Origin of the sequence: Micromonospora sp. NPDC023737 (genome assembly GCF_040639715.1) — a bacterium.
GTDB lineage: Bacteria > Actinomycetota > Actinomycetes > Mycobacteriales > Micromonosporaceae > Micromonospora.
Window position 1 is genome coordinate 209,890 of record NZ_JBFAAL010000008.1, and the last position, 20,667, is coordinate 230,556.

General features: G+C 68.5%; 13 protein-coding genes and 2 pseudogenes. 5 read left to right on the forward strand and 10 right to left on the reverse strand.

The window, feature by feature from the left end:
* Positions 1 to 77: 77 nt before the first annotated feature.
* From AB0F98_RS19345 to AB0F98_RS19355, 3 genes are all read right to left on the reverse strand, one after another.
* Positions 78 to 6,266: a S8 family serine peptidase gene (locus AB0F98_RS19345; protein WP_357737079.1), complete on the reverse strand. Its 6,189-nt coding sequence runs from the start codon at positions 6,264 to 6,266 to the stop codon at positions 78 to 80.
* Between the two features lie 15 nt (positions 6,267 to 6,281).
* On the reverse strand, positions 6,282 to 6,437 hold the full coding sequence (locus tag AB0F98_RS19350; RefSeq protein ID WP_357737081.1) for a hypothetical protein: 156 nt from the start codon (positions 6,435 to 6,437) through the stop codon (positions 6,282 to 6,284).
* Between the two features lie 80 nt (positions 6,438 to 6,517).
* The gene (locus AB0F98_RS19355) at positions 6,518 to 9,472 is read right to left on the reverse strand and encodes an AAA family ATPase (RefSeq protein ID WP_357737083.1); all 2,955 of its coding nucleotides are present in this window, start codon (positions 9,470 to 9,472) and stop codon (positions 6,518 to 6,520) included.
* A gap of 507 nt (positions 9,473 to 9,979) precedes the next feature.
* Here AB0F98_RS19355 and AB0F98_RS19360 point away from each other — a divergent pair.
* Together AB0F98_RS19360 and AB0F98_RS19365 are read left to right on the forward strand one after the other, a co-directional pair.
* Positions 9,980 to 10,327 (forward strand): metalloregulator ArsR/SmtB family transcription factor, encoded by a 348-nt coding sequence (locus AB0F98_RS19360; protein WP_357737085.1) that lies wholly within the window; start codon positions 9,980 to 9,982, stop codon positions 10,325 to 10,327.
* Entirely contained in the window at positions 10,324 to 10,803 is a 480-nt protein-coding gene (locus tag AB0F98_RS19365; protein ID WP_357737087.1) for an SRPBCC family protein, read from the forward strand. The genes AB0F98_RS19360 and AB0F98_RS19365 overlap by 4 nt, the downstream gene beginning before the upstream one ends.
* A 169-nt stretch (positions 10,804 to 10,972) precedes the next feature.
* Here AB0F98_RS19365 and AB0F98_RS19370 read toward each other — a convergent pair whose 3' ends face one another.
* From AB0F98_RS19370 to AB0F98_RS19385, 4 genes are all read right to left on the reverse strand, one after another.
* Positions 10,973 to 12,139, reverse strand: coding sequence for an MFS transporter (locus AB0F98_RS19370; RefSeq protein ID WP_357737089.1), 1,167 nt, complete (start codon positions 12,137 to 12,139; stop codon positions 10,973 to 10,975).
* A 172-nt stretch (positions 12,140 to 12,311) separates the two neighbouring features.
* Positions 12,312 to 13,598: an MFS transporter gene (locus tag AB0F98_RS19375; protein WP_357737091.1), complete on the reverse strand. Its 1,287-nt coding sequence runs from the start codon at positions 13,596 to 13,598 to the stop codon at positions 12,312 to 12,314.
* Positions 13,599 to 13,748: 150 nt separating this feature from the next.
* Positions 13,749 to 14,570 carry an isocitrate lyase/phosphoenolpyruvate mutase family protein gene (locus AB0F98_RS19380; RefSeq protein WP_357737094.1) on the reverse strand — a complete coding sequence of 274 codons (822 nt, stop codon included), beginning with the start codon at positions 14,568 to 14,570 and terminating at the stop codon, positions 13,749 to 13,751.
* Positions 14,563 to 14,715 (reverse strand): hypothetical protein, encoded by a 153-nt coding sequence (locus AB0F98_RS19385; RefSeq protein ID WP_357737096.1) that lies wholly within the window; start codon positions 14,713 to 14,715, stop codon positions 14,563 to 14,565. The genes AB0F98_RS19380 and AB0F98_RS19385 overlap by 8 nt, the downstream gene beginning before the upstream one ends.
* A gap of 1,223 nt (positions 14,716 to 15,938) precedes the next feature.
* Between AB0F98_RS19385 and AB0F98_RS19390 the strand changes: the two genes are divergently transcribed.
* Together AB0F98_RS19390 and AB0F98_RS19395 are read left to right on the forward strand one after the other, a co-directional pair.
* The gene (locus tag AB0F98_RS19390; protein WP_357737098.1) at positions 15,939 to 16,349 is read left to right on the forward strand and encodes a GNAT family N-acetyltransferase; all 411 of its coding nucleotides are present in this window, start codon (positions 15,939 to 15,941) and stop codon (positions 16,347 to 16,349) included.
* A 112-nt stretch (positions 16,350 to 16,461) separates the two neighbouring features.
* Positions 16,462 to 16,866, forward strand: coding sequence for a DUF4440 domain-containing protein (locus tag AB0F98_RS19395; protein WP_357737100.1), 405 nt, complete (start codon positions 16,462 to 16,464; stop codon positions 16,864 to 16,866).
* Between the two features lie 429 nt (positions 16,867 to 17,295).
* Here AB0F98_RS19395 and AB0F98_RS19400 read toward each other — a convergent pair whose 3' ends face one another.
* The 3 genes and pseudogenes from AB0F98_RS19400 to AB0F98_RS19410 form a co-directional block, all read right to left on the reverse strand.
* Positions 17,296 to 17,865: a nucleotidyltransferase family protein gene (locus AB0F98_RS19400; RefSeq protein ID WP_357737102.1), complete on the reverse strand. Its 570-nt coding sequence runs from the start codon at positions 17,863 to 17,865 to the stop codon at positions 17,296 to 17,298.
* Positions 17,866 to 18,123: 258 nt separating this feature from the next.
* The gene (locus tag AB0F98_RS19405; protein ID WP_357737104.1) at positions 18,124 to 19,710 is read right to left on the reverse strand and encodes an FAD-dependent monooxygenase; all 1,587 of its coding nucleotides are present in this window, start codon (positions 19,708 to 19,710) and stop codon (positions 18,124 to 18,126) included.
* 270 nt (positions 19,711 to 19,980) lie between these two features.
* Positions 19,981 to 20,157: pseudogene (locus tag AB0F98_RS19410) on the reverse strand (IS5/IS1182 family transposase); the annotation flags it as partial.
* On the opposite strand from AB0F98_RS19410, the pseudogene AB0F98_RS19415 reads away from it, so the two are divergent.
* Positions 20,154 to 20,343 (forward strand): annotated as a pseudogene (locus tag AB0F98_RS19415) (transposase); the annotation flags it as partial. The pseudogenes AB0F98_RS19410 and AB0F98_RS19415 sit on opposite strands and share 4 nt — an antisense overlap.
* Positions 20,344 to 20,667 lie beyond the last annotated feature (324 nt).

The window sequence follows — 20,667 nt, forward strand, 5'->3', positions numbered from 1 at the left end:
CACCACACGGTCAGAGCCTCCTCGGCAATCCTTCGCCGAGGAGGCTCTGACACTACTGGTGGACCGGTTCGGCTATCTCATAGGCGAGGGTCCTCCTGGACCTTCAGGGCGTTGAGGATCGGATCGCGCTCGCCGGTCTCGCCGCGGAACTCGATCTTCAGATCGCCGCCCGCGTGCTCGACGGTGACCGCGTTCACGTCCGCGGTCAGCGCACCCGCCTTCGCCTGCACGTCGTGGTCGTAGAGCACGACCTCGCCGTCGGCCAGAACATCGAAGGTACGCTTGCCGACCTTGACATTCTCGATCTCCGCGAAGTCGAGGCCGACCCGGTACGTCCCGGCGGGCGCGTTCTTGAACACGTAGCTGAACGTCTTGCCGGTCCGCTGGGTGCGGAACAGTTCGTCGTCCTCGGTGCCCGCGATGTCGGCCTTGGTGGCGCGCGCCGTGCCGCCGACGTAGCCCCAGGGCGCCGAGCCGAGCTCCTGGTCGGGCGACCAGACGAAGCCGTCCGCACCGACGTGCCCGGACCCGCCCGCGTCGACACCCGTCCAGTAGGCCGAGGTCGCCAGGCGGACCGGCTTGAGCTGGGTCTCGCCCTTGCCGGCGTTCGACGCGACGAGCACGTCCCCGACGAGCACCCCGGGCTCGACGTCGGCGTTGTCGGCCGTCGCCGTGACCGTGGTGGACTCGCCGGCGGCGAGCGTGACCGTGCCGGTTGCGGCCGCGCCCGTGAGGGTCAGCCACGGAAGGTCGGCGGCCTCGTGCCCGCCGTCGCTGGTGCGCTTCTGCTCGCTGAGCCGCACCTCGAGCGGCGCGGAGCCGCTGTTGGTCACGGTCACGTCGGCCGTCGCCTTCTGGTCCGGGCCGACGAGCCAGTCGAGGTCACCTCCGGTTACGGTCGCCACGCCCGTGGTCAACGCGGTGTCGACCACCTCGGCCTGGTCCTTCTTGGCGATGGTCACCGGGTGGCTGGCGGTGACGTAGTTCGGTGCCCCGACCTCCACGGTGTTCTCGCCGACCAGCGCCTGGGCCTTCCACCGGCCCTTCTCGTCGGCCGTGATGACCCGGTCACCGTTCGGCCCCTTGAGGGTGATGATCGCGCCCGCCATCGGCTTGCCGTCGTTCGCGTCGGTGACCGTGCCCTCGATCGTGCCCGCGGCCGGAAGGGTGTACTCCAGTCCCAGACCGGCGGTCAGGACGGGCTGGTTGAAGGAGTACTGACTCGCGGGGTTGCGCGTCAGACTCTCCACGCCGACCGTCGCCGACGACCCGCGGGTGACAGGGTTGTCGCCGCCGATGCCGTCGCCGTAGCCGATCTGGATGCGGCCGTCCGCGATCAGCGTGACCGAGAAGCTCACCCGAGCCGTCTGGTCACTGTAGAATGTAGCGTTGCGCCACTCGATGACCTCAGCGGCCAGGCCGTCCACCTCTGTCCTGCCGAAGTAGATGTTCGCCTGGTCGTCGACGACGAGATCGTCCCAGAGCGGGTAGATCGCATCCATCGGGTACGAAGACGGCAGCTCCGTGTTACCGCCCAAGGTGCTGGCCCGGTCGAAGACCAGCGCACCGTTCGTCGTCACGCACACGCCGTCCCAGGCCGTGTCGTAGAACGGGAACAGGAAGCTGGAGTCGAACCACAGCACACCGCAGACGTCATCGCCGTGCCACCCGGACTCCTCCGTGCCCTGACGGTAGAGCCCCTCGGTCACCTTCATCGAGTACGAACGGTTGGCGGGCGCCACCGGCACGGGGCCCGGCTCCGGCTGCTCCGGCTGGGGCTCCGGCTCCGCCTTGTCCCCGCGCGGGTCGAGCGTCACCCGCAGGGCCGCGATGCTCGGGGCCTGAAGGCCCTTCCCGCCCCGCAGCTCCACGGTCAGCGGACCGCCGTCGTGCTGCACGACGGCGCTGTGCCAGTCGGCGGTGTTCGGGCCGACGGCCGCGACTGCGTCGTAGGCGTACTGCGTGAGCTCGCCGTCGACGAGGACGTCGAACACCCGCTTGCCCTGCTTCACCTGCGCGACCTCCGCGAACCCGAGGTCGATGGTGTAGGTGCCCTTCGGCGCGTCGGGGAACGTGTAGACCAGGTCCTTGGCCGACGTGGTGCGCTGGGACTGGAACAGCGCGTCGTCCTCGGTGCCCTCGATCGCGGAGCCCGCCGAGATCGTCTTGCCCTTCCCGTCGTAGCCCCACGCCCCGTGACCGGCCGCCTGGTCGGCGGACCAGGTGAAACCGGAGGCGTCGGTGAACTTCGCGCCGCCGGCGTTGACGCCAACCTGGTACTTCGTGGTCGTGAGCGTCACCGGCACGTAGGTCTTGGACTGCCGTCCGGAGTCGGACCGCACCACGATGTTCGCGCCGAGGACTCCTGGCTTGGCGTCCTTCGAGGAAATCGAGACCTTGACCGTCGTCGACTCGCCCGGGGCGAGGGTGCCGCCGGTCGAGGAGAGCGACAGCCACGGCAGGTCGGTGAGCAGATCGTCCTCGACGTCGACCAGCACGACGTCATCGGCGACCTGGTCCGCCGCCCACAGCGCGCCGGTCGAGTCGGTCTCGAGGCCGCCGCCCTGCGTCGCCTTCTGGCCCGGGAACCACCACGCGTTGACGAGTGAGCAGTCGACGGGGTCGACCTGCAGCAGGCGGGTGGGCCGGTCCGAGGTGAGGTCGGTGTACCAGATGGTGTCGGATGCCTGGTTGTAGGCCAGGCCCATCACCTCGGGCAGCGGCGGGGCGCAGAACGACAGCAGCGCACCGGCGTTGTCGTGCGACGTGCCGGCGACGGTTCCGATCATGCCGTTCGCACGGCCGCCGACGTAGAACACGTCCTCGGTCGGGTTGTAGGCGAGTCCGGTCAGCTGCAGCGTGGACCAGTCACCCTTGATTTGCCGGGTCTCCTTGCCGGTCTCCCGGTCGAAGCAGTGGATGTAGCTGGCCGGGCTGTCCTCCATCTGGCACATGTCACCGGTCTTGGTGTCCAGCGCCATGTCGAACGCGCGGTACGCGGGGTTCCACGAGGCGTCGAAGACCTTGCCGGTCGGCTTGCCCGTCACCGTGTAGGCGGTGTTGGTCCGCTCGATGTAGTCGTGGATCCAGACGTCGCCGTCGTACCCGATGCCGGAGGGCTCCTTCTCCGCGATGGTGCCCGGGATCTCGATGCGGGTGATGACGTCGCCGCCGGAGGTAGTACCGACCTTGGCGGCCGCCTGTGCTTCCGTGACGCTCGCCGTCGCAGCCTTGCCGTCGGCGTTCGACGGCTTCATGCCGCTCGCACCGGCCTTCCACGCGGTGAGGTCGATCGTGCTGTCCGCACCCTTCCCGGTGCGCGTGGTGGCGCCGGTGGCATCGAGCTCGGGGTGACGCGCGGCCTCGGCGAGGTCGTACGTGAGCGGGGCGGAACCGTTGTTGGTCAACGTCAACGAGCCCACACCGTTCTGGTCGGTGCCCATAACGGCGTCGAGGCCGCTCCCCTTCAGGCCGGCGACACCCGTGGTGAGGCGCGCGTCGACCGTCGCCTTCGCGTAGAGCTTGTCGAGGGTGAAGTCGTACGACCCCGTCACGTAGTTCGGCGCCTCGACGGTCATGGTGTAGTCGGCGACCGGCAGCTGGCGGTGCACGATGCCCGTGCCGTTGGTGGTGACGCTCTCGACGAGGCCATTCTTGTCGGTGAACGAGACCTTGGCTCCGGCCACCGGCAGCCCGTCGTTCTTGTCAACGACGGTCGCGTCGAGGTAACCCCAGTCCGGAAGGTCGTAGGTGACGATCATTCCGTCGTGGAGCACCGGGACGTTCTCGGAGAACCGGATGCCGTCCACGCCGGCCCAGCCCTGGATGCCGGTGGTGGTGCGGGCGCCGCCGGTCACCGGGTCGTCGGTGCCGATGCCGTCGCCGTACCCGAAGATCACCTTGCCGGAGCGAGTGAGCGTGGCCGAGAAGTTGACCGGCTCCGAGTACTCGGACCGGATCGGATAGGACCAGATCTTGGCGTTGCGGTACTCGACGACGAAGGCGTCCTCGCCGTCGACCTTGGCGGCCGCCGTGAACACACCGCCGCCCGGGGCGAACTCGATGGGGGACGGGACCCAGAACGGGAAGATGCCCGCACCGCCGCTGCCGGGTCCGGTGGAGGTGTCCGGGGAGATCACCCCGCGCAGGCCGATGCCGAGGGTGTCGTGGCTGCCGTTGTAGAGCGCGATCGGGAACGGCAGGTTCACCGTGGCCCAGACGCCGCTGGTGAACGCGACCTGGTCTTTGCCGCGCAGGTACTCGCCTTCGGAGACGGCGCAGCTGTAGCCGCCCTTGTCGACGACGAGCCCGACCGGGATCTCCAGCGACTTGTTCTCGGCGCCGACGGTCAGCGGGAGCGACGTCGGCGAGAAGCAGGCGTTGGGCGTGACGGCGAGCCCGTACTGGCCCTCCGGCACACCGGCGATCGTGAACGCGCCGTTGGCGTCGGTGCGCACCGCGTCCAGCGGCGTGTCCTTGACGGCGACGTCGGCGTTCGGGACCGGCTGCTTCTTGTCGTCGACGACCTTGCCGCTGATGTCGTGGCGCGCGGCGGCCGTGAGCGGCAGCTTGACGGAGGTGTCCTCGCCGAGGGCGATCGTGACGTTGGCGGTGGCGGTCAGGTAACCGAAGACCTTGGTGCTGATCTGGTAGTCGCCGACCGGGAGGTTGATCTTGAACCGGCCGTCCTTGTCGGTGCCGATCGACCGGCTGAACGGTCCACTGATCGTCACGTCGGCTGCGGCGACCGGCGCGCCGTCGGCGGTGACGACACCGGTGAGGGTGCCGCCCTGCCGGGGCGCGAGCTCGAGCAGGCGGACGAGGTCGAGCCGGCCCTCGCCGTACTTGTTGTTGAAGTCGGCGGTACCGCCGCACTCGGTGTCGTCGACGTCGACGGCCGAATCGGCGAGCAGGCGGCGGGTCTCCTCGACCTGCCCGATGAGCGTCGGGTCGTAGCTCCACAGGTCGGCGACGGCGCCGGCGACGTGGGGAGCTGCCATCGACGTACCGGCCATCTCGACGTAACTGTTGTTCGGGTAGGACGAACGGACCGCGACGCCCGGAGCGGAGATCTCGGGCTTGATCCGGCCACCCTCACCCTCGCCCTTGCGGGAGAACAATGCGAGCGTGCCGTCCGAGTCGTACGCGCCTACGGAGTAGGCGCTCTCGGCGGAGCCGGGCGAGGAGACGGTGTCGCAGGCCGCGTACGGCGTGGTGTTGCCCGACGACCAGACGCTGAAGATGCCCGCGGCGCTCCAGGCCTCGTCGATGGCCTGGAAGAAGCCGTCGAAGCTGTGCTCGAGGGTCTGGCCCCACGAGTTGTTGATGACGTGGGGGCGCTTGGACGGGTCGGGGTTGTTCCCCTGGAGGTCGGTCGGGGCGAGCAGCCACCAGCCGGACTTGAGCAGCGACTCGACGCCGCTGCTGTCGCAGCAGCCGTTCGTCGCGATCCACTGCGCGTCCGGGGCGACGCCGACGTGGTTGGTGCCGTCGTCGCCGACCATGGTGCCCATGGTGTGCGTGCCGTGTCCGTTGTCGTCACACGGCACGGCGGTGCACGTGCCGCGGGCGGCCATCCAGTTGTAGTTGTGGTCGACCGTACCGTCGGGCTTCGCACCGCGGTACTGGTGCATCAGCGCCGGGTGGTCGAACTGGACGCCCGAGTCGAGGTTGGACACGGTGATGCCCGCACCGGTGGCCCCCATGGCCCATGCCTCGGGGGCGTGGATGGCGTCCAGACCCCACGTGACGGTGCCATCCTCGGCGGCGGCCTTCGGGGCGGCGGGACGGACGGCCTGGTCGGCCGGCGTCTTCTCGTCCACGGGTTCCACCAGCGCGACCTGCGGCGCCGCGTGGATCTCGGCGACCTGCCCGATCGAGGCGACGTCGAGCGCGAGCTGCTGCGTGCCGCCCTTGACGAGCACGGCGTTGACGAGCGGATAGGACGTGTACTTCACGCCCGCCTCGTCGAGCTCGGCGGAGACGGACGCCGCGGAGCTCTTCGCTGCCGCTTTCAGCGCGTCGTAGACGAACTGGCCGCGGGCAGTCCAGTCCGCGATCTTCTTGGCCGGGGCGAGATCGGCCTTGGTGTCGAACGTGATCAAAAAGTCGGAGACCGGCGCCGTGCGGAAGCGGTCCTTCAGGTCCGATGCGACTTTGTCGGCGGCCGCGCCGGGATCCGGCTCAGCTGCGGACGCCGGTGGCGGCTGGATCATGCTCAGGCCGACCGCTGCGGCCAGCGCAGCGGTGAGGGCTTTGAGTCTCATGTGGAGTCCTTTGGCCTACAGGGGTTGGTAGGGGTCGTGGCTCTCGTGGTCGTCGGCATCGTCGGCGACGTCAGGGGTGTCGGGGGCGCCGACGCGCGGCTCACGCGACAACTCGAGTGGCGGCTTGTCCTCGATGACCGCGTCGTCACGCTCGATAGGTCGCTCAGGCATGAACTGCCCTAGGGCCATGGATCATGGAGTCATGCTCGGGGCGGCGAGCGGCCTTAGCTATCCAGCGGATACGTCAATTTTCACGACAGGTCGCCGAGAGTTTCCTCTTCAGCGAACACTCCGGCCTCCACGGCCTTGACCGCTAGCGCGGTCCGGGAGCTCACCTTCAACTTACGCATCGCCGCCCGCAGCTGTTGATCCACAGTCGCCGGCGACTTGGCCAGAATCCGGCTGATCTCCCGGTTCGTCTTGCCGGCGACAACCAGTCGGACCACGTCGAGCTCACGAGGTGAGAGCCGGTCGCCGTACCCACGTCGACCGCCGCGCCACAATCGCGGAACGTCGGCACCGTGTTCGCGAAGCCGCTGTGCGACACGGTCCGCATCGCCGCGGGCTCCGAGCTTGAACAGTTGCTCGTACTGTGCGGCCAGCAACTCTCGGCCTTGTTCGATCTGGCCTTGCGCCATCAACGCCTCGGCTTGACGCTCGCGGGCGAGCATGGCGTCGTAGGGGCGCGGCAACGCGCTCCAGGCGCGCGCCGCCCGGTCGTATGCCGTCGCCGCGCGGGCGTGGTCTCCGGCCGCGGCGGCCAGCAGGGCACGGCATACGGTGAGCGCCGCGCGAGGCGCGGGCGCCGTACGGCCACGCAGTCCCCTGGCGAACTGGTCGACCAGGCGTGTCGCGGCCTGGCGGTCGTCTGCGGCGAGGTGCGCCTCGATCCGGGCCGGGACGAGGTCTGTCGCCCAGACCCAGATGCCTTTTCTCCGGACGGTGTCCATCGGCTCGTTCGTGATCTGCAACGCCCGGCCGCTGTTTCCGTCCGTCAGCCACAACCTGGCCAGCGCGGCGGCGGCCTCCATCGTGTCGTCGGCTGCGCCGAGACGGGCAGACTCCTCGAGAACCAGCCGGAACTGCTCCTCCGCAGCGCGCCGCCGTCCGGCCGCGGCGGCCAGCCGGGCCGCGAGCCGGACGGTGCCGAGGTAGAGCGCCGGCCGGTCCCGGTCGGCATCGGCGAGCGCTGCGCTTCGCTCCGCGAGACCCTCCCACCGACCGGTGAGCCACGCCAGGTTGGCCTGTTCGAGTCGGACGTTGTATTGCAACCGGGACGCCTGCTCGGCCTCGGCAAGGCGCATGGCCACGACGAGGTGTTCCGCCGCCTCGGCGTACCGGCCCCAGATCAGGGCGCCGGTCCCGACGTTCGCGTGGATGCGGGCCACGTCGAGGCGTTCCGCCGAGGTCGCTCCGTCGATGGGCAGGTTGGCGACGACGTCCCAGGCCTCCTCCTCGCCGAGCATGAGCAACGCGGCGGCACGGTTGCCGGCCAGGTTCAGCCGCTCGGCGGGAGAGTCGAAATCGGCGGTGAGCTCAGCGGCGCGATCCAGCCATCGGCGATGAGTCGACGCCGGCCACGGGCCGGCATAGGCCCAGCCGAGATAGGTCATCGCCCGAGCCGCCTCGATCGGGTCGTGGTCGAGGTTGACCACCGCCTGCTCAAGCTCGCTGAGTGCGGCCTGCGCCTCTCCCCCGAGAATCAGGAGCCGACCCAGGGGGTTGCGGATCTCGGCCTGCTGGCGTGCGGAGAGGCCGGGGCAATCCAGCACCGCACGCAAGGTACGGATCACGCGGTGGTAGACCTCGTCGACCGGTTCACGACGGCCCAGCGCGGCTACTCCGGCGATCCGCGCGACTCGTGCCCGATCCGACGGCGGCAGCTCGGGCCACGACAACAGGTCGACCAGCAGGGCGACCGCCTTGGTGTGGTCACCGGAGGCCATGGCCAACTCGGCGCCCTGCTCGGCGTACCGCGCCCAGGACTCCGTCTCCCCCGCCTCACGGAAGTGCCGGGCAAGGCGCGCGACAGGCGTCGGCTGGATCTCCTCCAACGCCCGGCCGGCCAGCAGGTGGAAGTGTCTGCGATCGGTCAACGGGATCGCTTCGTAGACAGCCGTGGCGGCCAGCACATGCCGGAACCGCCACTGGCCGCGGTCGTCTCCGTCGAGGATGCCGGCCGCGGCCGCCTCCGCGATAGCGCCGCGACACGCATCTGGTGACAGGCCGGCAGTCACCGCGATCGTGGCGACCGACGACCGCTGAGCCAACGTCGCTGCGGCTCGCAACGCCTGCTGCGCCGTCGGTGACAGACGGCCCACCCGCTCCCGGGTGGAGTCGCGCACCGTCGGCGGCACCTGCAGCTCGCGCAACTTCAGCCGGACCCACTGCCCGCCGCGGAAGACGAGGTCGGCACGGTCGCACATGAGGCGAACCGACTCCTCCAGCGCCAGCGGAACGCCACCGGTCCGCTCGTGCATGAACGTCGTGAACTCCTGCGATATCGGGTTACCGTCTAGCATCGAGGACACCAGCGCCGCCGTGTCGTCGGGTCGCATCGGCGCCAGGGCGATCCTCAGCTGGGTCACGCCGGCAGGCAGCCGGGACGTCAGCCGCAGCAACAGCGATCCGGCGTCCACCTCCTCCGGGCGATAGGAGATCACAAGGCTTGGCCCGTCCGACTGCTGCCGGGAGGTGACGTACAGCAGGAACTCCAAGGTCACCTCGTCGGCCCAGTGCGCGTCCTCAAGCACGAGAACGTCGACACACAGAGCCCGGAGCAGCTCGTCCAGGGCGCGGAACAGGCGATGCCGTGCCGCCTTCGCATCGTCCAGAGGCTCCAACGCGGGCGGCAGGTCCGAGGACCATTGCGGGAACAAGGGCCGTAACGCGCCCGCAAGCTCGGTGAGCCGCAATCGCGACGCCGGCCGGTCGATCCCACGGAACGCGTCGACGATCGGACCTAACGTCAGCGACTCTCGAAGCGGTGGGCACACCGAGACCAGGGCGGTGCGCTGGTGCGGCGCGGCCAACCACTCTCGCAGCAGTCGGCTCTTCCCGATCCCCGCCTCGCCCTCCACCAGCACGATCGCCGGCGGCCGGGCCAAGGCGCCGGTGAGTGCCGCCATCTCGCGATCACGACCTACGAAATCCGGCGTGGAAACCGTTGGTGAAGTTTTGTCGTCCTCGGGCGAGGGGTCGAGCATGCGTGATGATCTCGTTTTTCGATGCTCGGACGCAAGTACATCTCACAGACTCGCGTTGCGGGAGCCTCGTACGTGTCCCGCCCAACTTCGAACAGTGCCGTCGAGACGGTGGCTGACCGCCGCTTCCGGTACGGCGAAGAGCTGATCACCGACCTGCGCCGATCACGTATGCCCGCCTACTCCACGGCGCTTCGGCGAGCGATGAAGAAGGCCCTCGCGCGAGACCCTGGCTCGGGAGTGCGGGCTGCGGCGACGGTGAGTGAGGCCTTGTCGCCCTGATCTTGCAGGTCGGGGGTGAGTGCGCCCGGGCCGGAGGTCGATGAGGACGGGGCTCGAGGTGAGCCAGCAGTCGACCAGGGTCAGGTGCCTCGAACAGGAGCATCGCTGCGCTGTCTCACCCCACCGCGATCCTGTTTTACAGCCACGCCTGTGTCTCACGGGGACACTCGGGGCTACCGGCGCTTGGCCGACTCGGAGGCTTTGAGTGGCGGGGCTTGACGGATCCCGTTGGTAAGCCGTAGCTTACCGTTCGTGGCCACTTACCGAATTGAGGATGGGTGGGACGCCCTGGGCGACCCGACGCGGCGGGCGATCATCGCGTGTCTCGCGGAGCGGCCAAGGGCGGTCGGCGAGCTGGCCGAGGTGCTGCCGGTCAGCCGGCCGGCGGTGTCGCAGCATCTGCGGGTGCTGAAGGGCGCTGGTCTGGTGACGGACCGTACGGCGGGCACGCGGCGTGTCTACCGGCTCAATCCCGCCGGCGTGGCCGCTTTACGAGATCAGCTCGACGCCTACTGGAGCCGGGCGTTGGACGGCTTCAGGGACGCTACCGAGCGTCCTGACGAGGAGGAATCATGAGTGGTACGGATGCGGTGGTGCGGCGGCAGATCGTGGTCGACGCGCCAGTTGAACGGGCGTTCGCGGTGTTCACGGAGCGGTTTGGCGACTTCAAGCCGAAGGAGCACAACCTGCTGGGGTCGCCGATTGCGGAGACCGTGTTCGAACCGAAGGTCGGTGGGCACATCTATGACCGCGGCGAGGACGGCAGTGAGTGCGCCTGGGCGCGAATCCTCGCCTTCGAGCCGCCGGACCGGGTCGTGTTCAGCTGGGACATCAGCCCGGCCTGGCAGGTCGAACAGGATCCGGGCAACGCCAGCGAGGTCGAGGTCCGGTTCGTCGCCGAGACACCGCAGCGGACCCGGGTCGAGTTGGAGCACCGCCACCTGGACCGGCACGGCCCAGGTTGGGAGTCGGTTCGTGACGGCGTCGCTCACGACCAGGGCTGGCCGCTGTACCTGGACCGCTACGCCGGCCTGTTCACCGATGCCGGATAACGCGCAGGCGATGCGACGGGCGGCGTTGCCGCTGATCAGCGAACGTCTCCTTCTCGATGGATCGGGTTCTCCGCGTGGTGCAGGACCAGGCTGGCCTGCACCCTCGCGGTCGTCCGGGACCAGCTGAAGCGCGGCTTGGTCAGGATTTCTCCAGGTCTCGAGGCCGGGGTCAGCGGACCTTCTGGCGAAGGCGTTGATGATCGACTTCCAGCGTCCCGCCAGCGACGACGGTGAACGCGGTGGCAAGGAGCGCGAGTGCGCCGTACCCGATCGCGATGTGCGGCACCGAGAAGACGCTGGACAGTTGGGCGGCGATGAGGCTGGGAATGGTCGCGCCGCTGTAGCTGAGGAGATACACGACGGCGAAGATCGGCGCCCGGTCGCGCGGAGCGCTGCCGTAGAGCAGGCCGCGGGTGGCGGCGCTGATGGCGATGCCCTGAGCGGCTCCCGCAACGATCGTCGCGCCGATGAACAACGGCAGCGTACCGGTGATGATCGCTGTCAGTATGCCGATCCATCCGGCCAGGAAGCCGATCATGCCGATGCGTTGAGCTGCTGCCGGTGAGAACCGGCCGCCGAGGGGGGCTCCCAGAGCGCTGGGGCCCATGTATGCGGCGAACACCAGCCCGATGACGAGCGAGCTGCTGGTGTGCAATTGTTCCTCGACCAGCGCGGGCACGAAGGCCTGGTAGAAGGCCCCGGTTGCCCAGGTTGCCAGGATCACCGCGGCCGCGACGGGGAGCAGATGCCGGACGCGGACCGGTACCCGAACGCTCGGTCGCAGTGAACCCCAACCGCCCGGCGAGGGGGTAACCGTCTCCGGGCTGATCGCGACGAGCCCCGCAGACAGGAGGAGCAACCCGATGACGACCAGGTAGATGAGGTCACGTGGCCAGGGGCCGAATTGGACCAGGGCGCCGGAGGCGATGGCGCCCACGGCGAGACCGAGCATGACGGTTTGACTGGAAGCGACGGAGGCCAGCCAGGTCGGCCTGCTGGGTGCGGCGTCGACGATGTAGGCGGTGAGGCTGCTGCTGGCCAGCCCGGCGCCGAGGCCCATCAGGAGCCGACCGGCGATGAGGATGCCGATGTGGTGCACGTTCAACAGCAGCAGACAACCCAGTACGAGCAGGCCGAGGCTGGCGATCGCCGCAGGCCGCCTGCCCACATGGTTGGACAGTCGTCCCAGCACCAGCAGTGTGCCGAGAGTAGCGGCGGAGTAGGCGACGACGGTCAGCGAGATGCCGGCGTTGGTGAACCCGTCCTCGGCCCGGTAGATGTTGAAAAGAGGGATCGTCGAGCCCACTGCGGCGAACACGGCCACCAGTGAGACCACCGCAGACAAGAATGCGAGCCCGAGCCTTCCGTCCCGGCGGCCCAGATCGGTCGTTGGGGTCACGTGTTGCATAGAGCCGTCTTTCTCTTGTTATGAACCATGCTGGCGCTTCTGAGGGTTCGGGGGCCGCACGCCCACGCGCCCGGCCACCCTTCACCTCGTCCCGGTCCCCTCATTCCCTCCGGGCGAGGGTCACGAGCCGCGCCGCCACCGCGGCGAGCAGGGCGGCGGCAAGGACCATGAAGCCCGCCGTGAGGAACACCATCTGCAAGGTTGTCGATGACACAAGGACCGCGCCGAGGCCGGACCCTGCCGCCAGGGCCACCTGAAGGTTCGTCACATTCACCGCGGACGCCGCCTCTGGGGTTTCCGGGGCCGCGTCGAGTATCCAGACCAGGGTTCCCGGGTTCACGACTCCCCAGAACAGGCCCCACAGCACGAGCAACAGCCCAGCCAGCCAGGGCAAGGAGCCCAGGTACGCCAGCCCGATGAGTAATGCGGCCACCACCGTCGCCGCCCCGGCGAAGCTGCCGATCACTCCGCGCTTGAACAGCGATCCGGCGACGATTGAGCCGACGATGCCACCGCAGCCGTAGATGACGTAGAGCAGGGAGATCACGCCGCTGGACAGTTGTGTGTGGTCCATGAGGAATGGAGTGATGTACGTCCAGGCGGTGAATTGGCCGATGAACACCACCGCGCCCGCTGCCATCCCGAACCGGGCGGCCCGTCGCGTCACGACCGCTACGAGATCACGCAGGTGCGTACGTCCGTCCGGGGGAATACCCGGCAGCACGACCGCCTGCACGACCACGACAAGCAGTGTCGCCGCCGCCGCAATGGCGAACGTGAGACGCCAGCCGACGAGGTTGCCAAGGAACTGGCCCGCGGGCAACCCCACCACCGTTCCACCGGAAATGCCCGCCGCGATGATGGTGATGGCGCGAGTCCCGCCGCCACGGCCCACCAGCTTGGGTCCGACCGGTGAGACCACGGTCCAGAAGGCGCCGAGGGTTGCGCCGAAGAGCATGCGGGCGATCAGCACCAACGCGAGGTTCGGCGCCACCGCGACGGCCGCGTTCGACACGAGCACCGTCAGACCCAGGACGAGGATGACCGAGCGCCGGTTCAAGCGGCCGGAACGGAGGAAGAACAGCGGTGCGGACACCGCGGCGCTGAAACCCGGTACGAGCACCATCAGCCCTGCGAGGCCGAGCGAGACATCCAGGCCGTCGGCGATCTGCGGCAGCAGCCCCACCGGGAGCGTCTCCGTCATGACGATGACGAACGCGCCGAGCGCGAGCGCACCGACGGACAACCAGCCCCGCCTGCTGCCGGACTCCGGGGTGGTGCGGTCAGCTGCGGGTTCGATCGGGATGGCGGCGGTGCACGACGCTGCCGTGACCACGCGCACCGGCGATGGGTGGTGGGTCGGCGCCGCCTGTTCGGTGTCGGTCATGTTCTCCTCGCTGATCGCATGCTCCTGACAGGGCTCCCTTCGGTGGTCACCCGAGGACGTTCCGCGCGGTTCACGCGCGTGTTCGAGACGACTCACGTTCCGATTCGGCGGAATGAGAGCAGTGCAGGGCTGCGTGGTTGGGTGGCCGTGTCAGGCCTTGATGAGCTTGATGATGTGGCCGAAGCTGAGCTTCGATGCGAGCGCCGTCAGGTCGCCCTGCGCCAGCTTCGCCGCGGCCACCTGTGTAGCTGCGAGAGCGTGCGTGTACGGGTCGACCCCGAGGCTGATCCGGCGCACACCGATCGCCTGAAGTTCCGCGAGGGTGGCCGTGTCCTTGGGGCTGACGAGGATGTTGACCGGCTTGGGCGCGACTGCCTTGATGACTGCGCTGATCGAGGCCATGTCCGGCAGGTTCGGCGCGTACAGGACGTCAGCTCCTGCTTCCGCGAAGGCCGTGAGGCGGCGGATGGTGTCATCGAGGTCGGGAATCCCCCACAGGAAGTTGTCCGTACGGCCGGTCAACACGATCCGTCCGCGCGCGGCTGCAGCGGCGGCGGCGATGCGGCGGACCGCGTCATCGAAGTGACGGATCGGGTTCGAGGGGTCACCAGTGGTGTCCTCGATTCCGATGCCGGCGAGACCGCGGGCAACGGCGGTGCCGACAGTGGCCGCGACATCTTCGGGAGTCTCGCCGTAGCCATCCTCAAAGTCGCCGTTGATCGGCAGGCCGCTGACGGACGTGAGTAGGGCCGCATGGTCAAGGTGCATGTCACGGCTGATTGCGTGGATGCCGTCGAGCCGGCCCAGTGTCGCGGCGAAAGCCGCTGAAGAGGTCGCGATGGACTTGAATCCGGCTTCTTTGAAGAGCAGAGCCGACGGGCCGTCCCATGCGTTGGGCATGATGAACGCATCGGGGCCACGATGAAGTTCGACGAACTGCTCGTAGCGCGTCCGGGCGGAAGTGTCAGACATGGTGGCGGGTCAGGCACCCGATGAAATCGTCGGCGAGGAATTCTGTGAAGCGCTTGGCGCCGCCGGCCCGGCCCGAGTGGTTGTAGCCGAGGTTGAGCTGTTCGAGAATCGCCAGATCTTCAGCAGACTGCTCGGTATCGATCATTTCGTGCTCCTGCTCCGTAAAGTTCGACTTCCGCTGAAGCTGGAATGTCGCTCCGTGCCACATCTGCGGTGTGTCGTGAGCGGTTGTTCCGCTGGTTGGTGTTCGTCGCGTCGTTCTGCCGACTTCGTCGCAATCGCGGTCGGGCCTCGACGCCCGCCCACCGGAGTCGGCTCTGCGGCTGATGACTCCTACCTGCCCCGTCCTCGATATGCGGCACATCCGCCCGACGAGTTCGGCCACTCCGCCGACCATCAGGTAATAGGACGCTTTGGTCCAGTTTACGAGCCCGCAGCACCGCTCGCAAACGTGCGCCCCAACCATGCCAGGTCTGCGACTCGCCTCGACCCTGAGCAGGTCAGACCACCGCCTTACGGCCCGACCTGCTGACGCACGCGGTCGGCCGGCACCCTCAACGACGCCCCAAGGAACGCCATACGCCGGACCCTACGGTCCCGTTGTCGACTAGACTGTAGCAGCGCGCTCCCCCACCCTGAGGGAGCGGCGGTTGCCTGCTGCCAGACAGCGCAGGCGGCGGCGACAAGCTTCGATATTCGCGCCAGAGCCTCAATGGCTCGCGATAATTCGGGTTGAGCCAATCTCCACCGTACGATCCCGGCCAGATATCGCCGCAGCTGGCACCACCGATGGCTCCGCTGGTGCGGAGATCGACGATTTCGAAAGGAAATCGGCCGGCCGCGCTGATCGACGCCGGCCCGCTGAAGCCCTCCCACAGGAGTCCCTGGTCCGAGGTGCCGCCCAGCGACTCCCTCGACGCTGGGGATCCATCCGAACCGACATGTCCAACGACCAACTCGGAACAATCCCTAGCCGCACATCATGGACCCTCTAGTCCATCATGCGCCGCCTGGGAGACATACGCCGAATAGGGGCCAACCGACATGATCCCCAGGTGCGCCGTTGTGCCGCACGCCACCGACGGCCGATCAGGCTTGGCGGCGGGCACCACGCCTGTCTACGCTGGACGCAATGGTCCAGTTAATCCACCCCGGATTACGGCCGACCACATCGCCGCCGCAGAGAATCCCATACCTGGGGTACTCGCTGGCGATGGACTCATGGGCGGCGACCACGCCGACATCCACTGGCTGAGTGGAAGCACGGGTGGTAGCGAGATCGCTTCCGCCGGCCACATGGGAGGGGCGCATGGCAGTGATCACCCGCGGCCCCAGGTCGCTGACCAGAGGCGAGATTCAGGAGACAACATGGCGGCCAACGCCGAGGACATGATCACTTTGACCAGCGCCGCGCAAGATGTGGGTGGCTCGGATCTGCCGGGAGCCATCGCGCCCGACGCGGAAGACGTCGTCATCACCGACAACAGCGCGCTCGGCATCTACGAGGCCAAGATAAAGGGCCGGACAGCCGCTGGGATCGTCTACAACAAGGTCGGAAGCCGCGTCGTGCTGATGGCAACGTCCGTGCTCCCCGAGTTCCGGGGAAAGGGATTGGCCGCCAAGCTCATCGGCGGCGTCCTCGACGAACTGCGAACGCAGGGAAAGACCGCCACCGTCACGTGTCCGTTCGCGGCATCATTCGTCAGGTCCCATCCCGAATATGCCGACGTTCTGGATCCGGCATTCCCCGGGTCGCATTTGGCCGAGCATCGGAATTGAACACCAGCCATCGCGCCTGAGCGCGCGCTGTCCGCCGGAAAGATGCAGGACCGCTGGACGAGGCCGCCAGTTGGTCGCCGGACCGTTCAACCAACACGAACAGGGAGCCGAAATGTCTGAGTCCTTTCCACTCGCCACCGAACCCGAAGGCGTCGTCGCATCGCTCATGGAGCGATTCAACTCCGGCAAGGTCAGCGCGATGATGGAGCAGTTCGAGCCGGGGATCGTGTTCGTCGCACGCGACGGCCGAGCCATCACCGATCCCACTGAGATCGCTGCCCAGCTCGAGCGCGACATCAGTCTCGGTCTGCCGCTGAAGGCCAAGGCGCGCCACGTGTTCGTCGCCGGCGATATCGCCCAGATCGTTCTGGACTGGTCAATTGAAGGCACCGGTCCCGACGGCAAGCAGGTGCACATCGAAGGATCGGCAAGTGATGTCGTGCGCCGCGGCGCGGATGGACGCTGGCGGTACCTGATCGACAATGCTGTTGGGACGGCGGTGCGGGAGTCCGCCTGACACGTGGCCGCCACTTGGAAATCCCATGTGGTCTGGCGGCTCCGGAGGCTCGCGTACGACGGCGGCCCGCCCATGGTGGCGCTACCGGTCGGATTCCAGCTGAGGGCACCAGGTGCGAATCAACGCCGGCCGCCAATGGCGGCGCCGATGTGGTCGACCTCGCGGAAGTCGACCACATCCAGGGTGCCGCTATTTACGGCCACCTGCGCGCGGCACCACTGCGTGCGCTCGGACTACATCTCGGCCGCCGCGACCGGGATAGAGGCTGGCCGATCGCAAGGTCAGGTAGTGCGGCCTACGGACCGTGGGCGGTGGGGACATGCGAGCAGTCCTCGTCGTAGGGCCTGTTTCCACGCTGGGCACCGGTGGGGCGAGAGAATCAACGTCGCAGACCTGGGCGGCAACCCTCCGCGGGCTTCGAGCGTCGGCCTAGTTCACCACGCGGACGCCGGGCCAGCGTTCGGCGGGGCGATGACGGGCGAGTCGCTGCCGGGAGATCTCCGCGCTGACCCTGGTCGGGTTGCGCCGCCACACGCCGTCGAGCAGGTCATCTAGGCCGTGCGGCGCACACACCGTGACCTGGTCGTGCGCGTCGAGCCGAACGGCCACGGCAGTGGCGTACTCGGGCCAGGTGGCGACCGCATCGGCGATGGTCCGCAACGGCGCCACCGGGTCGCCGCCGAACTTTGCCGGATACCAGGTGTGCACGGCGGCCTGGTTCTTCGCCTCCCACGGCGGCTCCGGCCAGGCCGCCAGCAGCCGCGCGGTGGCCCGGTCGTCGTTGTCGCGGCTCAGGTCGGCCGGGTCGAGGAAGACGACGTCGACGTCACGCACCAGCGAGGGGTCGAACCCGTCGCCGTACCGCTCGCTCCAGACGAGGTCTCGGATGACGCCCGCCCCTATCCACGCGTCCGGCAGGCCGGAGGCCCGAACGACGCCCAGCGCCCGGATGAGCCACGGACTGCGCTCGACCAGGTCCCGCAGATCGTCTTCCCTCATTGTTCTCCCCTGGTTGCCACTGTTGAATTCCTGGTCAGCCGAACAATCCGCCCACGAGGGCACCTTGACCGTGGATTGCAGGACGTGTGCGGCCCGTAAGGCTATCCAGAGGCACTCGAACCGGGTGGGCTCCGGCAGTCGTGGCCGTCCCGACTCGCCCACCGCTCGGACGTCGCTCGTTGAGCGCGAGCTCGAAGATTTGGTGGCTGTCATCCCGGCAACTCCCGTCCGTGTTGAGGACGAACCCGGCGACCGGGCTTACGTGGCGAGCCAGCGGTCCAGGTACGACACCAGGCCACTCAAGTCGCCGCCCCCGGATCGGTAGCCGATGTGCCCGTCCGGGCGGGCCAGGTACAGAGCGGCGGCTGCGCCAGCGATGCCGAGCCGGCGAAGCGCCGGCGCCGCGGATGAGCGGCCCGCCGCCGCGACGTCGGCTGCCGTCAGTCGGTGCACGGTGAGCGGATACCGGTCCAGCGCGGTGGTGGAGGTGGACGGCCAGGCGTCGGGAGGTCCGCACAGCAGCAGATGCCACCCCGGCTCGGCCGTCAGCTTGTGCAGCGTCAGCCCGTCGGCAGTCAGCGGGGCATCGGGCAGCCGGTCCCCCGCCCGGGGTCCGCTGCGTGGGGCATCGTGGCCTTGCACCGACAGCGGGCTGTGCCGGTAGCCGATGTTCAGCTCGGCCACCGTGCGGATGGCGGTGGCACGCACGAGCCTGGGTGCCATCAGGAGGGGGATCAGCGCCGGCGCGATCCGGGTCCGGGCGAACCGGACGAACGGATTGGTGGAGGTGGCGACGTTGAATGCCCGGTCGGTGAAGCGCAGCACCATCCGGCCGACGGGTGCTCGCTCCACCTCGTAGCTGTCCAGCAGGGCTGGGTCGCTGTTGCCGCGCAGGGCTTGGGCGAGTTTCCAGCCGAGGTTGATCGCGTCCTGGATGCCGGTGTTCATGCCCTGGGCACCGGCCGGGCTGTGGATGTGTGCGGCGTCGCCGGCGAGGAAGACCGGCCCGGCGCGGTAGCGGGCCGCGGCGCGGTGGTGAAGCCGGAAGTTCGTCATCCACATCGGGTCACGCAGGCGCACGCGCGCCCCGCTGTACGAGTCGGCGAGGCGCTGCACCTCAGCGAGGGTGACGGGGGTGTCTGGCGGGGTCGAATCGGCGGGCGGTCGCATCGCGATCAGCCGCCAACCGGCCGGGCTGCCGAGTGGGAAGAGGAACAGCATCCCGTGCTCGGAGAGGAACACGTGCGCGGCACCGCCGCAGATCCCGTCTGCCTCCAGGTCGGCCAGGACGAAGGTTTGCGGGTACGAGCTGCCCTCGAACCTGATCCCCGCCAGGTGTCGGACCGTGCTGTGCGCACCGTCGCAACCCACCACGAACCGGGCCGCCACCCGCTCCTCACGGTCGTCCGCGTGCCGCAGCGTCGCCACGACGCCGTCGCCGGTGCGGTCCAGTCCAACCAACTCGACGCCGCGCTCCACCTCAACCCCCGCGGCCGCCAGATGCTCGCTCAGGAGCCGCTCTGTCTCAGACTGCGAAAGGAACAACAGATACGGATGAGCGGTGTCCTCCAGGCCCAGGTCGAACAGCGGCACCGACCGCTCTCGGCCCCGCGCGTGCAGGCACATCCGCACCGCCGGGTTACCGGCAGCCACCAGGTCGTCTGTCACGCCGAGACCCTTGAGAACCTCGAGCGTACGAGGCTGGATCGCCAACGCCCGGGACTCGTGAACCCGATCGCGGGCACGGTCGACGAGACGCAGGTGCACACCGAAGGCCGCCAACTGCCGGGCCAGCGCCAGACCGGTCGGCCCCGCCCCGACCACCAGCACCTCGACCGTGGTCATTGACCGAGGTTACGCCGGAAAACCGGGCTGAGGATATCGAGGAGCGGGCAGAAGGAGCATCCCGGTTGCGGCGAGAGCGCAGGAGACGGCTACGGCGGCGAGCAGCGCCCCGGAAATCCCGTGCCGTGTGGAGGAGGAAGGCGGCGGCCAGCGGTGCGTGCCGCGCCGGCTACAAGCTGCGCCAGCAGGCTGGCGAGGCCACGCCGGTGGAAGACGTGGAGCACATCACTGGGCCGCGCACCCCGCAGGTGCCATACGGGAATCCGGCGGTCACCAGGTCAGGGTGATGTTGTGCAGGTTGGCGACGCCGGAGGCGGCGTCGGTCAATGTGTGGGCGGCGCGGCGGTAATCGCGCAGTATCTTCCAGTCCTTCATCCGGGCCAGGGTGTGTTCGACTCGGGCGCGGATGGTGCGGTGTTCGCGGGTGAGGTCTTCCTTCCAGGCTGGCCGTCTTGGGAGCAGCAGAAGGTGACGCTGCTGTCAGGAGCAAGAAGCCAGGCCGGCCGCCGATGTGGAGTAGACGGCAGCTTATCGACGGTATCCGTTGGCGGGTCCGCATCGGCTCGCCGTTGCAGGACGTGCCGGAGTTGTTACGGACGACCCTGGCAGACGGTCTACAGGCTGTTCCGACGTTGACAGCGTGCCGGATTGTGGCGGGCGATCGTGACCGGGCTGCAGGCCGTGCCGCCCTCGCTGACCGTGGACTTCAGGAAAGCGGGCTCGGCATGGACAGCTGGTTGGCACACAAAGGCGACGCCGCTCCAGGGTTCATGCAGTCCCAGCCTCACGCTCTACGCATCTGGCCGAGGTCGCTGCCACCTGAGGTAACCGGCTTCCGCCGAGGACTGGTCAGAAGCCGCCACCGCCGCCCCACCGCCACCGACGTCACCCCCGCTACCGAAGTCGGAAGGTGGGACAGCGAGGCCTAAGTCTCCGGCCCTCAGCTCCGAAGGGCTG